Origin of the sequence: Streptomyces lacrimifluminis, from assembly GCF_014646095.1 — a bacterium.
In the GTDB taxonomy this organism is placed as follows: Bacteria; Actinomycetota; Actinomycetes; order Streptomycetales; family Streptomycetaceae; genus Streptomyces; species Streptomyces lacrimifluminis.
The window spans coordinates 94,901-107,197 of record NZ_BMMU01000010.1 but is presented as its reverse complement, the minus strand read 5'-3'; the positions used below and the strand labels follow the sequence as shown (position 1 = coordinate 107,197).

General features: G+C 69.5%; 11 protein-coding genes. 4 read left to right on the top strand and 7 right to left on the bottom strand.

All coding sequences use genetic code 11. The features are described from left to right. Window positions 1–152: 152 nt before the first annotated feature. Window positions 153–953: a polysaccharide deacetylase family protein gene (locus IEY89_RS17190; RefSeq protein ID WP_189148286.1), complete on the bottom strand. Its 801-nt coding sequence runs from the start codon at window positions 951–953 to the stop codon at window positions 153–155. After that, a complete protein-coding gene (locus IEY89_RS17185; protein ID WP_189148285.1) occupies window positions 950–1,876 on the bottom strand; it encodes a polysaccharide deacetylase family protein in 927 nt (308 codons plus the stop codon). Before IEY89_RS17185 ends, IEY89_RS17190 begins: the two co-directional genes overlap by 4 nt. A 126-nt stretch (window positions 1,877–2,002) precedes the next feature. Here IEY89_RS17185 and IEY89_RS17180 point away from each other — a divergent pair, with 126 nt between their 5' ends. Continuing rightward, entirely contained in the window at window positions 2,003–3,187 is a 1,185-nt protein-coding gene (locus IEY89_RS17180; RefSeq protein ID WP_189148284.1) for a class I SAM-dependent methyltransferase, read from the top strand. Between the two features lie 91 nt (window positions 3,188–3,278). Here the strand turns inward: IEY89_RS17180 and IEY89_RS17175 are convergent, their stop codons facing one another. The 5 genes from IEY89_RS17175 to IEY89_RS17155 all read right to left on the bottom strand — a co-directional run bounded on the left by IEY89_RS17175 (window position 3,279) and on the right by IEY89_RS17155 (window position 9,010). After that, window positions 3,279–4,559 carry an RNA polymerase sigma factor gene (locus IEY89_RS17175; RefSeq protein ID WP_189148283.1) on the bottom strand — a complete coding sequence of 427 codons (1,281 nt, stop codon included), beginning with the start codon at window positions 4,557–4,559 and terminating at the stop codon, window positions 3,279–3,281. Window positions 4,560–4,652: 93 nt separating this feature from the next. Beyond that, on the bottom strand, window positions 4,653–5,009 hold the full coding sequence (locus IEY89_RS17170; RefSeq protein ID WP_189148282.1) for a YciI family protein: 357 nt from the start codon (window positions 5,007–5,009) through the stop codon (window positions 4,653–4,655). 150 nt (window positions 5,010–5,159) lie between these two features. Then, the gene (locus tag IEY89_RS17165; protein ID WP_373287255.1) at window positions 5,160–6,155 is read right to left on the bottom strand and encodes an LCP family protein; all 996 of its coding nucleotides are present in this window, start codon (window positions 6,153–6,155) and stop codon (window positions 5,160–5,162) included. Between the two features lie 184 nt (window positions 6,156–6,339). Then, the gene (locus tag IEY89_RS17160; RefSeq protein ID WP_189148280.1) at window positions 6,340–7,692 is read right to left on the bottom strand and encodes a glycoside hydrolase family 10 protein; all 1,353 of its coding nucleotides are present in this window, start codon (window positions 7,690–7,692) and stop codon (window positions 6,340–6,342) included. A 265-nt stretch (window positions 7,693–7,957) separates the two neighbouring features. Further along, window positions 7,958–9,010 carry a LacI family DNA-binding transcriptional regulator gene (locus IEY89_RS17155; RefSeq protein ID WP_189148279.1) on the bottom strand — a complete coding sequence of 351 codons (1,053 nt, stop codon included), beginning with the start codon at window positions 9,008–9,010 and terminating at the stop codon, window positions 7,958–7,960. Between the two features lie 141 nt (window positions 9,011–9,151). Here IEY89_RS17155 and IEY89_RS17150 point away from each other — a divergent pair, with 141 nt between their 5' ends. Genes IEY89_RS17150 through IEY89_RS17140 form a run of 3 tightly spaced genes read left to right on the top strand, consistent with a single transcriptional unit; the run spans window position 9,152 to window position 12,292 of the window. Further along, window positions 9,152–10,495 (top strand): ABC transporter substrate-binding protein, encoded by a 1,344-nt coding sequence (locus IEY89_RS17150; protein WP_189148278.1) that lies wholly within the window; start codon window positions 9,152–9,154, stop codon window positions 10,493–10,495. Then, entirely contained in the window at window positions 10,492–11,382 is an 891-nt protein-coding gene (locus IEY89_RS17145; RefSeq protein WP_189148277.1) for a carbohydrate ABC transporter permease, read from the top strand. Before IEY89_RS17150 ends, IEY89_RS17145 begins: the two co-directional genes overlap by 4 nt. Window positions 11,383–11,386: 4 nt before the next feature. Next, window positions 11,387–12,292 carry a carbohydrate ABC transporter permease gene (locus IEY89_RS17140; protein ID WP_189148276.1) on the top strand — a complete coding sequence of 302 codons (906 nt, stop codon included), beginning with the start codon at window positions 11,387–11,389 and terminating at the stop codon, window positions 12,290–12,292. The last annotated feature ends 5 nt before the right edge of the window (window positions 12,293–12,297 follow it).

The following is a 12,297-nucleotide window of genomic DNA, read 5'->3' as shown; positions in this document are numbered from 1 at the left end:
GCTGCTGGATGAACTGCCCTTCATGCTGCGGGAACAACCCTGGGCCCGGGCCACCATGATCGTCGCCGGTCCTCCGCGGATCGGCCACGACCCGGACACCGAAGTGGTCGTCGCCCCGCCGGCCGGTTCCTGGGCCGACTCCGCCCCGGACGTCAGAGGTAGTCCTCCAGGCGGCCCACGCTCAGCCCCCGCTCCTGCACCTCGCGGAGCAGTCTCACCGTCCGCTCGACCAGTGGGGGGCCGTTCAGGTCGTCGTCCGGGCCGACGAGGAGGATGTCACCCGCCTGGAGGCTCTCCCCCTCGGTCCACAGGACCACCGCCGAGACCCCGCAGTCCCCGGCCGCCCTCAGGGTGGTCGTGTCGTAGGTGCCGTAGGGCGGGCGGAAGAGGCGGGGGCGGATGCCGAAGCGTTCCCGGAGTTTGTCCTGCTGGCCGCAGATCTCGGCGCGCTGGCCGGCGTACGGCAGGCCCCGTAGGGACTGGTGGTCGAGGGTGTGGTTCTGGACGTTCGCGCCGACCTCGCGCAGGCGGGCGAAGTGGGCGTAGCCCGGGCCCACGACACTGTCGGTGAGGAACATGCTGACGGGGAGGCGCAGTTCGCGGACCAGGTCGACGAACCGGGGGTCGCGTTCGGCGCCGTCGTCGTAGGTGAGGAAGACGACCTTGTCGTGGGTCGGGACACGGTGGACGACCGGTGGGAGGCCGGGGCCCGCCGTGCGGATCCTGGGGTGGGAGGACGGGGGCGGCGCCAGGGGCACACGGGACGGCAGGCCCCAGCGGCGGTACGCGTGGGCATCGTCGGCCGGGGAGGGCGTACGGGCGGTCCGCCCGGCCACGTGGGCCGCCTTTCCGCCGAGGCGTTCGAGGGGGTCCACGGGCTGGGCGCAGCCGGTGGCCGTCGCGGCCAGGAGCGCGGCGGCGAGTGCGGCGGCGGCCAGTGGGCGCGCGGTCACAGGTAGTCCTCCAGGCGGGCCACCGCGTACCCCTTGGCGGTGACGAGCTTCATGAAGCGGCGGACCATGTCGGGCATCGTGCCCTTCCCGTCGTCCTTGCCCCGGAAGTGGCTGAGGACGATGTCGCCGGGGTGGATGTCCCGGTCCCACTCGCGGTAGTCCCAGCGGTCGGCGAAGACCTCCTGGTTCCACAGCGGGACGTACTTCACACCGCACGATTTCGCCGCGCGCAGACTGTCCTCGTCGTAGTTGCCGTAGGGCGGGCGGAAGAGGGCGGGGCGGGTGCCGTACCGCTTCTTGATCACGTCCTGCATGCCGCAGATCTCGGTCTTCTGCCGCTCGTAGGAGAGGGCGGGCAGGTAACGGTGGTGGAGGGTGTGGTTGTTGAGGACGACACCCCGGTCGCGCATCTTCCTGAAGTAGCCGTAGTCCTCCTTGACCAGGTAGTCGCTGAGGAAGGCGGTGTACGGGATCTTCAGTTCGCTCATCATCCGCAGGAACGCCGGGTCCTTCTCGGCGCCGTCGTCGATCGTGAGGAAGACGATCTTGTGGCGGGTCGGGATCGTGGTGAAGACGGGCGGCAGGCCGCGTTCCTCGTGGTCGTCCACCTCGAAGCCCTTACGGGTGGTGAGCCTCGGTTTGCGGGTGGGGGGCGGGGGTGCGGTCAGCGGGGGCTCGGCCAGGCCCCAGCGCTTGGCCGTGGCCGCTCGGGCCGCGTAGGAACGGCGCAGCTTCTGGGCGTACCCGGCGAGGGCGCGCGCCGGGGGTGCCTGGAGGCGCAGTTCCTGGCCGGGGGCGGGACGGACGCTCTTCGGCGGGGCGCCGCTCGACGCACGGCCTTCCGCATTGCCCTCCGTGCCGCCTTCCGCGCAGCTGGAGACGAGGATGGCCGCGGCGAGGGCGGCGATCCCGGTACGAACCATGGACCGTTTTTTGTATTTTTGTCCTACTGATCGCATGGTGCCGGATCTTCCCAGGGCGGGACCGGGGAACGCGGCCGACACCGCCGCCGGACGCGCGCCGTCCACCGGCTGGCCCACAATGACCCGGTGAACGACCTCGCCGCACCCCTCTCCGCCTTCGCCGCCCTCCTCACCCCGGAGGGCCGCGCCCTTCTCGACGAGGTGCGCGGTGCCGAGCCGGCCCGTGAACTGGCCGTCGCCACCCGGCTGCGCCGCGACCATCCCGCCGAACTGGTCTCGGCGGCGCTCGGACAGGAGCGGCTGCGGCAGCGGGCGGTGGCGAAGTTCGGTGCCGAGGACGCCGGGCGGATGTTCTTCACGCCGAACGGGGTCGAGCAGTCGACGCGGGCGAGCGTGGCCGCGTACCGGGCGGGCCGGTTCAGGGAGTTGGGCGTGACCTCCGTCGCCGACCTGTGCTGCGGGATCGGGGGCGATGCCCTCGCGCTCGCCCGGGCGGGGATCCGTGTCCTCGCCGTGGACCGGGATCCGCTCACGGCCGCCGTCGCGCGCGCGAACGTCGGGGCGCTCGGGATCGGGGACCTGGTGGAGGTACGGGAGGCCGATGTCACCGACGTGGACACGACGGCGTACGACGCGGTGTTCGTCGATCCGGCGCGGCGCGGGGGGCGCGGGCGGATCTTCGACCCCGAGGCGTACTCACCGCCCCTCTCGTGGGCCGTGGAGGCGGCCCGGAAGGCTCCGCTGGCCGCGCTGAAGATCGCTCCCGGTGTGCCGCACGAGGCGATTCCCGGCGACGCGGGGGCCGAGTGGATCTCGGACGGCGGGGATGTGAAGGAGGCGGTGCTGTGGTTCGGGACCGAGCCGGGGGTCGTTCGGGCAACTCTGCTGCCTGGGCCGCGTGTTCTCGTCGGGCGGGGGCTGCCTGATCCTCAAGTACGTCCGGTCGGGCGGTACTTGTACGAGCCCGACGGTGCCGTCATCCGGGCGCATCTGGTGGCGGAGGTGGCCGAGGAGGTCGGCGGGGGGCTTGTCGACGAGACGATCGCCTATGTGACGGGGGATGAGCTGCGGGCCACGCCCTATGCCGCTGCGTACGAGATCACCGATCAACTGCCGTTCGGGGTGAAGAAGTTGAAGGCTTTGCTGCGGGAGCGGGGGGTCGGGGTGCTGACCGTGAAGAAGCGGGGGTCCGCTGTCGAGCCCGAGGAGCTGCGGAAGATGGTGAAGCCTCGGGGGCCTCATTCGGCGACGGTGTTTCTTACTCGGGTGGCGGGGGCGCCGGTGATGCTTGTGGGGCATCCCGTGCGGTGAGCTCCGCTGGTTCGGCGGTTCGTTGGGGGCGGGCCCGTCGTGGCTTGTCGCGCCCCGCGGCGGAGCCGTATATCGACACAGCCCCGCGCCCCTATGGGGCGCACTCCTGCGCTCGGGCTCGTAGCAGGTCCCGTTCCCGTTCGTTCTGGGTCAGGTCTGCTGCTCGTAGGAATTCGGTTCTTGCCTCCTGCCTGCGGCCCAGGCGCAGGAGGAGGTCTCCTCTGACGCTGGGGAGCAAGTGGTAGTCGCGCAGGGCCGGTTCGGACGTCAGAGTGTCGATGATCCGTAGGGCGGGGATCGGGCCCTCGGCCATCGAGACGGCCACCGCTCGGTTCAACTCCACCACGGGGGACGGGGACCGGGTGGCGAGGGCCGCGTACAGCGTGGCGATTCGGGGCCAGTCCGTGTCGTCGTAGGAGTGGGCGTGGGCGTGGCAGGCCGCGATGGCCGCCTGGAGGGCGTACGGGCCCGGGCCCGATGTCGTTGTCGTGGCGCCCGCCGCCTCGGCTCGGGCCAGGGCCGTGAAGCCGCGGGCGATCAGCATGCGGTTCCAGCGGGAGCGGTTCTGGTCCTTGAGGAGTACCGGTTCACCGGTCGGGCCTGTGCGGGCCGCGGAACGGGACGCCTGGAGCTCCAACAGGGCTGTGAGCGCGTGCACTTCGGGTTCCTTGGGCATCAGGCCCGACAGCACGCGGGCCAGCCGCAGGGCGTCCTCGCAGAGGGCGGGGCGCAGCAGGTCGTCGCCGGCTGTGGCCGCGTACCCCTCGTTGAAGATCAGGTAGATGACCTCCAGGACCGAGCCGAGACGGGCCTCGCGCTGTGGACCGTACGGGACCTCGAAGGCGACGTTCTTCGTCGCGAGGGTTCGTTTGGCGCGGACGACGCGCTGAGCGACCGTCGCCTCGGGGACCAGGAAGGCGCGGGCGATCTCGGGGGTGGTGAGGCCGCCGAGGAGGCGGAGGGTGAGGGCGATGCGGGACTCGGCGGACAGCACCGGATGACAGGCGGTGAAGACGAGGCGGAGCAGGTCGTCGTCGATGTCGTCGGGGGCGGACGGCTCTGCCGGCGGGGTGGTCGTCTCCAGGGTGCGTCCGATCTCCGCCAGCTTGCGGGCGTACGTCTCGCGGCGGCGGATCAGGTCGACGGCGCGGTGCCTGGCGGTGGCCATGAGCCAGGCGCCCGGGTTGTCGGGGACGCCGTCGCGGGGCCACTGTTCGAGCGCGGCGACCAGGGCGTCCTGGGCCAGCTCCTCGGCGATGCCTATGTCCCGGACGGTGCGGGTGACGGCCGCGATGATGCGGGGGGATTCGAGGCGGAAGACCGTCTCGACGGATCGCTCGGTCGCGGAGTCGGAGGTGGGCTGCTGGGTCACAGCCCACCATCAGACACCGTCGGCGGCGATCGGCCAAGGAAGACCGAGAAGCAACCGGGATCAGTCGGGGAGCGGACCGGGGAGGGCTCTTGCTCAGCCCTCCGCGATCTCCCGCACCTCGCAGGTCACCGTCCAGTGCTCCTCGTGCACCTTCAGGAAGCGCTTGGTCCACTCCAGGGCCTCGGCCTTGTCCTTGCACTGCATGATCGCGTAACCGCCGACAATCTCCTTGGACTCGGTGAAGGGGCCGTCGGTGACCGAGATCCTGCCGTCCTGCCAGTGGACGCGGGTGCCCTGCGCGGTGGGGGTGAGGCCGGCGGTGTCGAGCATCACCCCGGCCTTGGTGATCTCTTCCAGCAGCTCGCCCATGCGCTGCATCAGCTCGGGGCTGGGGCCTTCGGCGGGGGCGGTGGCTTCGTCGATCTGCACGAGGGAGAGATAGCGGGGCATGAGGTCCTCCTTGGGCGGGGCCCGGTTCCTTTCCGGGCTCTCACCTGTGCGTCGAACAGGGAGAGCCCGGATCGACACTGCTGCGGAAATTTCTTCGGGAATTTTTCCCCGGAGGCGTTTCCGCAGCTCAGATGGGCCAGAGGGTTCCTCTCAGCGCAAGGACGCCCACAATTCCGCCGCTTCCGGCTGCTGGGCGACCACCCGGTTGGCGTTGGACGCCGCCGTCACCACCGGCATCGTCACCGTCTTCAGCTCGTCCGCCGACAGTCCCTGCAGGCTCTGGCCCAGGCTCATCAGCTCGCTGAGCGAGTTCAGGCCGGTGTCCGTGGTCAGACTGGCCGTGGCCACGTCGGCGACCTCGTACAGCCTGGCCGGGCTGGTCAGCAGGTTCGTCGACGAGATCTGCTGGAGAAGGGCCTTGACCAGTTTCTGCTGGAGGACTATTCGGCCCAGGTCGCTGCCGTCGCCGATGCCGTGCCGGGTGCGGGCGAGCGCGAGGGCCTGGGTGCCGTCGAGGTGGTGTTCGCCCGCCTTCAGGTCGAGGTGGCTGTCGTCGTCGTGGATGTCCTCGTCCGTCGTGACGGTCACGCCGCCGAGCGCGTCCACCAGATCCGCGAAGCCGGCGAAGTCGACCTCCAGGTAGTGGTCCATGCGGACGTTCGTCATCGACTCCACCGTCTTGACCGCGCAGACCGGGCCACCGACCGAGTACGCCGTGTTGAACATGGCGCCGTACGCCTCCGCCGTCGAATCCCCGTCCGCCAGGGGGCAGGACGGGCGCGTGACCAGCGTGTCGCGCGGGATGCTCACGATCGTCGCCTTCGTGCGGCCCGCGTCCAGGTGCACGACCATCGCCGTGTCGGACCGCGCGCCCTCGCTGCTGCCGCCGCCCAGTGCCTGGTTCCGCTTGCCGCTGCGCGAGTCCGATCCGAGGACCAGGATGTTCAGCGCCTCGCTCGGCAGCGGTGTCGCCGCGGCGGACGCGCCTGTCGAGGGCAACGACCGCGTCTTCGCCGGGCGGTTGTCACCGAGCGCGCTGTTGATGTCGACGCTCTTGATGTTGTGGTTCAGGTGCCAGTAGGCGTAGCCCGCACCCGCGGCGGCGACCACCAGGGTGCCGGCCAGCGTGAAACCGACGGCCTTCATCCAGCGCGACGACCGTCGGCCCACCTGTCTCTCCGCGCCCCCGCCGTCATCCGACGTCTGTCTTTCGTCTCCCGTCACAGAGAGGAACGTACGTCCGAATTATTACGCGCAGGAGCGCATGCCCGGGATTCTTCGGAAAATCTCACGCTTCTCAGCCCAGGATCAGCGCGGGATCAGCCAGGAGTCACCCCAGCGTGACCGCCGGTACCGGGTTGCTCCCGCTCCACGTCCCGTTGAACCCGAAACTCACCGAACCACCGCTCGGCACCGTCCCGTTGTACGAGGCGTTCACACAGGTCACCGCCGTCCCCGACTGGGTGCAGGTGGCGTTCCAGGCCTGCGTGACCTGCTGGCCCGTGCCGTAGGTCCAGCTCACCTTCCACGACGACAGCGACCGGCCCGCGGGACAGGCGATCGTCACCTGTCCGGTGAACCCGGAGTTCCACTGGCTCGGGACGCTGTACGTCGCCGTGCAGCCCTCCGTGGACGGGGTACCGCCGAGCGACTGGGCGATCGCGTGGTACGCCGGTTTCGGGGTGAAGTTCTCCGTGTACGGGGTCGCCGCACCGTATCCCTCGAACACGTCCGGGATCCATGAGTCGGAGTCCGTGAAGCCCCAGACCGTCACACCGACGCACCGGGTCACGGCCACACAGGCGTCCACCACGGCCTTGTAGTCGGCCGCCTGTTGAGTCGACTTGGCTTCAGTGGCGGGCAGTTGCATACGGATGTCGAGTTCCGTGATCGCCACGTCGACGCCCAGATCGGCGAACCGCTGGATGTTCTGCCGGAGGGTCGAGGGGTACTGACCGAGGATCAGGTGCGCCTGCAGGCCCACACCGTCGATCGGGATCCCGCGCTCCTTCAGGGACTTGACCAGGTTGTAGAGGGCCGTGCTCTTCGCGTTGACGCCCTCGACGTTGTAGTCGTTGATGTAGAGCTTCGCCGTGGGGTCCGCCGCCCGCGCCCAGGTCAGGGCCTGCGCGATGTAGTCGGTGCCGAGGTTGTCCGACCAGAGCGTCGAGCGGTAGGTGCCGTCCTCGTTGAAGGGCTCGTTGACCACGTCCCAGGTCGCCAACTTGCCTTTGTAGCGCGTGACTTCGGTGGTGATGTGGTCCTGGAGGAGTGTGCTCAGCTGGGCCGGGGTCCAGGTGCCGTTGGCCAGCCAGCCCGGGTTCTGGCTGTGCCAGACCAGGGTGTGGCCGCGCACCTGCTGGTTGTGGGCCTGGGCGAAGGCGACGATCTGGTCGGCCTCGGCCCAGTTGTAGGTGCCCCGGCTGGGCTCGACGGACTCCCACTTCATGGCGTTGCCGGGGGTGAGCGCGTTGAACTGGGCGCCGGCGAGGTCGCCGTACGTTCCCGTGAGCTTGGAGCCGGTGACGGCTGTGCCGATGACTTTGCCCTTGGCGGTGGCGAGGTCGCGCAGCGGGGGGTCTGCCGCGGTTGCCGTCCCGGCGAGGAGCAGTGTGGCGGTGGTGGCTGCGCCGGTGAGGAGGGCGAGCAGGCGCGGTCGGAAAGCTGTTCTGGAGGGGCTCATTGCGGGTGCCTCCGAAAGTTTCGGCTGTTCAACCGATTGACTTCGGTGCAGTTTGGGGGGCCTTGCGTCACTCGTCAATACGGATGTGCCGCGGGGAGTCCGGTGTTTCGGCTGCGGGTGCGTTGTGGCCGGTCGCGCAGTTCCCCGCGTCCCTGTCTGGCGGGCCGGCGACTCGAGTACAGGTGCGCTCTGGCTTGGCGCGCCACGCGGCGGAGCCGCGGACCGATACAGCCCCGCGCCCCTTGGGGAGGCGCCCTGCCCCCCTTTAGACGGCTGGCGGCGGCGCCGTGCTGTTGCGGACCTCCAGGCTGGTCGCCAGTTCCACCCTTGTCGCCCCGGACGTGCCGTCCTCCCGGCCCAGGTTCAGGACCAGCTTGGCCGCCGTTTCCGCCATCTCCATCAGGGGCTGGCGGACGGTCGTCAGCGGGGGGCCGACCAGGCGGGCGATCGGCAGGTCGTCGAAGCCGACGATGCTCAGGTCCTCCGGGATGCGCAGGCCGAGTTCGCGGGCGGCCTCGTACAGGCCGAGGGCCTGGAGGTCGTTGCCGGCGAAGACGGCGGTCGGGCGGGTCGGGGAGCGCAGGAGTTCGAGGCCGGCGCGGTAGCCCGTCTCGTGGTGGAAGTCGCCCACCTTCAGCAGGGCGGGGTCGACCGGGAGGCCCGCCGTCTCCAGCGCCGCGCGGTAGCCGTCGACGCGGGCGCGGCTGCACATCATCCGGGAGGGGCCGCTGATCGACGCGATGCGGGTGTGGCCCAGGTCGACGAGGTGGCGGGTGGCCGCCAGGCCGCCCTGCCAGTTGGTGGCGCCGACCGAGGGCACGTTGTCCCCGGGGTCGCCCGCCGGGTCCATCACCACGAACGGGATGGAACGGCTGGTCAGCAGCGCCCGCTGGGACTCGTCGAGGCCGGAGAGGACGAGGATCACGCCGTGCGGGCGGCGGGCGGCGACCTGGTCGGCCCAGGTGCGGCCCGGGGTGAGGCGGCCCGCGCTCTCCGAGAGGACGACGCTCAGCCCCTCCTCGCGCGCCACGTTCTCCACCCCCCGGATGACCTCCATCGCCCACGCGCTCTCCAACTCGTGGAAGACCAGGTCGATCAGCGGGGAGCGGGTCGCCTCGGCGCGGCGGCGCCGGTAGCCGTATGCCCGCAGCAGGTCCTCGACGCGGGTCCGGGTCCCGGGGGCGACATCTGCGCGGCCGTTGAGCACCTTCGAAACAGTCGGAGCGGAGACGCCTGCCTCACGGGCGATCTCGGCGAGTGTCGCGGTCTGGGTGGACTGCGGTGCCGTCTGCGTTTCAACAGGTTTCGAGGGTCTCATGGCCGCGATCGTATCCCTGCGCGACCTCTTGACGAAGACCTTGTCCCCCCATAAATTTCCGGAACATTCGACGTACCACCCGAAAGATTCGTACAGAGACTCGTTCAGGTTTCGTTCAGAACATTCGCGAGAGGTGCAGTCATGGAGTCGAACAGAGGGCGGTCCACAGGGTCCACCGGTACGGCGTTCAGCAGGCGCTGGGTGCTCGGTGCCGGCGCCTCCGCCCTGCTCACCACCGGCCTCAGCGCCTGCGGCTCGGGTGAGGGTTCGGGCGGTGGCGGGGACACGGTCACCGCGTTCGTGTACGGGGACGACGCGGTGAAGGTCCAGACCGCGGCGGTCGCGCGGTTCAACAAGTCGGCGGCGGCGAAGTCGACCAAGGGCAAGGTCAAGCTGGAGAAGATCCCGGGCTCGGACTACTCGGCCAAGCTGCGCACGGCGATGGGGTCGCCCAGTGCCCCGGACGTCTTCTTCAACTGGGGCGGCGGCTCCATCAAGGCGTACCAGGAGGCCGACAAGATCGTCGACCTGACCGACATCATCGAGAACGACCCGGTGCTGAAGAACGGCTTCCTGCCCTCCGTCCTCGCCGCCGGTGACCTCAAGGGCCGCCACTACGGCATACCGATGCGCGGTATGCAGCCGGTGATCCTCTTCTACAACAAGACCGTCTTCGCCGAGCAGAAGCTCCAACCGCCCACCACCTGGGACCAGTTGCTCGACATCAACACCAAGCTGAAGAAGGCGAAGATCACCTCGTTCGCCCTCGGCGGCTCCGACCTCTGGCCCGAACTGATGTGGCTGGAGTACCTGGTGGACCGTATCGGCGGGCCCGAGGTCTTCCGCCGGATCCAGGACGGCGACGCGGAGGGCTGGGGTGACCCGGCGATGCTGAAGGCCGCCGAGATGGTGAAGCAACTCGTCGACGACGACGCCTTCGGCTCCAAGTTCACCTCGGTGTCGTACGTCAACGGCGGTGCCCCTGCCGTGTTCGCCAAGGGCAAGGCGGCGATGCATCTCATGGGCTCGTGGGAGTACTCGACGCAGCTCGGCAAGTTCCCCGACTTCGCCAAGTCGAGCCTGGGCTGGGCGGCCTTCCCGAAGATCGAGGACGGCACCGGTGACGTGCGCAACGTCGTCGGCAACCCCACCAACTACTGGTCGATCAACCCCCGTACGCAGAACAAGGACGCGGCGATCGCGTTCCTCAAGGACTGCGCGTCCGAGGCGTACGCGAAGGACCTGGTGGCCCTCGGCGATGTCCCGACGACCTCGAACGCGGCGGCGCTGCTGTCCTCCGCGCCCAACCCCGAGTACGCCACGTTCCAGTACGACCTGGTCCAGCAGGCACCCGCGTTCACGCTCTCCTGGGACCAGGCGCTCGGCGACGAGCTGGGCACCAAGATGCACACGGAGATCGGGAAGCTCTTCACGGGCAAGTCGTCGCCGAGTGAGTTCGTGTCGGCCTGCAAGGGGTTGAAGTGAGCTCCACGGTCACCTCCGGGGGCGGAAGGGCGGGGAAGATACGGGCCGGGCGGCCGGGTGCCGTCTGGGCGCTCCCCGCGGTGCTCTTCTTCACCTTCTTCGCGGTCGTCCCGATGGCGCTGGCCTTCTATCTCTCCTTCACCAAGTGGGACGGTCTCGGCGACCCGAAGCCGGTCGGCCTCGCCAACTGGCAGAAGCTGCTGGACGATCCGCGGCTGACCCAGTCCCTCGGGATCACCGTCCTTCTGACGGTGGCGAGTTGGGCCTTCCAGACGGTCGTGGCGCTGCTTCTGGGGGTGTGGGCGGCGGGCCGGCAGCGCAACCGGGCGGTCCTCTCGGCGATCTTCTTCGTCCCGTTCCTGCTCTCCTCGACCGCGATTTCCATCCTCTTCTACGCCCTGCTCGACCCGAACTTCGGCATCATCCAGAAGGACACGCTGGGCTCGTCCAGTGGCGCGTTCCTCGCGATCGTGTTCGTCGGCGGCTGGCAGTTCATCCCCTTCCACACGCTGATCTACCAGGGCGGGGCCCGCCAGATCCCCCAGGTCCTCTATCAGGCGGCGGCGATCGACGGCGCGGGCCGCTACCGCCAGTTCTTCTCGATCACGCTGCCGCAACTGCGGCACACGATCACCACGTCGACCGTGCTGATCGTCGTCGGCTCGCTGACGTACTTCGAGACGGTGCTGATCCTGACGAAGGGCGGCCCGGGCACGGACACGGCGATCCTGCCCTACCTGATGTACGAGGCGGGCTTCAAGACGTACGACTTCGGCTACGCGAGCGCCATCGCGTCCGCGCTCGTGCTGGCCGCGACCGGTCTCTCCCTGGTCCTCATCCGGCTGAGCGGCTTCGGCGGCATGCGCAGTACGCGTGAAGGGATGTGACGGAGTGTCACACGACACGCTTCCTCGTCCCACGACGACCGACAAGCGTCCGGAACGACAACGGCCGGAGGGGCGCCGCCGTAGCAGGCACTGGACGCGGCGCGCCAACCCGCTGGCGGGCCTGGGCTCGATCATCTGGCTGGTGATCGTCCTCGTCCCGATCTACGCCATGCTGTCGGCCTCGCTCACCGGCCCCGACAAGGCTCTCACCGGCAACCCCCTGAAGCCGCCCACCGATCCGACCCTCGACAACTACAACACCGTCCTCAGCTCCGGCTTCTGGCATCTGCTGAGCAACACGGTGATCGTCGCGGTGACGGTCGTGGGCATCGTCCTCGTGCTCTGCGTCCCGCTCGCGTACGTGGCCGTGCGCGCCCGCACCCGCTGGTCGGGCGCGGCCTTCCGGCTGTTCCTGCTGGGGGTGGCGATCCCGGCCCAGGCCGTGGTGGTCCCGCTGTACCTCCTGATCGCCAAACTCGACCTGTACGACAGCCTGTTGGCGGTGATCCTGCCGACGGCGGCCTTCGCGATGCCGGTCTCGGTGCTGGTCCTCACCGGCACCCTGCGGGACATCTCGGAGGACCTGTACGAGGCGATGGCCCTCGACGGCGCCTCTCCCCTGCGCATGCTGTTCCAGCTGACGATCCCCCTGGCCAAGGGCGGCATCAGCACCGTCGTGATCTACGCGGCCCTGCAGGCCTGGAACGGCTTCCTCTTCCCGTTGATCTTCACCCAGTCCGACGAACCCCGGGTCCTGACCCTCGGCCTCTTCAACTTCGTGAGCCAGTTCGGCGTGAACATCCCCGCCCTGCTCGCGTCGGTCGTCCTCTCCGGCATCCCGATCTTCGCCGTCTATCTGGTGGCCCGGCGGGCACTGATCGGCGGTTTGATGGGCGTGGGCGGCAAGTGAGTCCA

What these genes read in the sequence shown, in the direction of transcription:
- IEY89_RS17160 (WP_189148280.1), bottom strand. Translation starts at nt 7,692, where the DNA reads ATGAGCCCCTCCAGAACAGCTTTCCGACCGCGCCTGCTCGCCCTCCTC.
- IEY89_RS17150 (WP_189148278.1), top strand. Translation starts at nt 9,152, where the DNA reads ATGGAGTCGAACAGAGGGCGGTCCACAGGGTCCACCGGTACGGCGTTC.
- IEY89_RS17165 (WP_373287255.1), bottom strand. Translation starts at nt 6,155, where the DNA reads ATGAAGGCCGTCGGTTTCACGCTGGCCGGCACCCTGGTGGTCGCCGCC.
- IEY89_RS17170 (WP_189148282.1), bottom strand. Translation starts at nt 5,009, where the DNA reads ATGCCCCGCTATCTCTCCCTCGTGCAGATCGACGAAGCCACCGCCCCC.
- IEY89_RS17155 (WP_189148279.1), bottom strand. Translation starts at nt 9,010, where the DNA reads ATGAGACCCTCGAAACCTGTTGAAACGCAGACGGCACCGCAGTCCACC.
- IEY89_RS17185 (WP_189148285.1), bottom strand. Translation starts at nt 1,876, where the DNA reads ATGGTTCGTACCGGGATCGCCGCCCTCGCCGCGGCCATCCTCGTCTCC.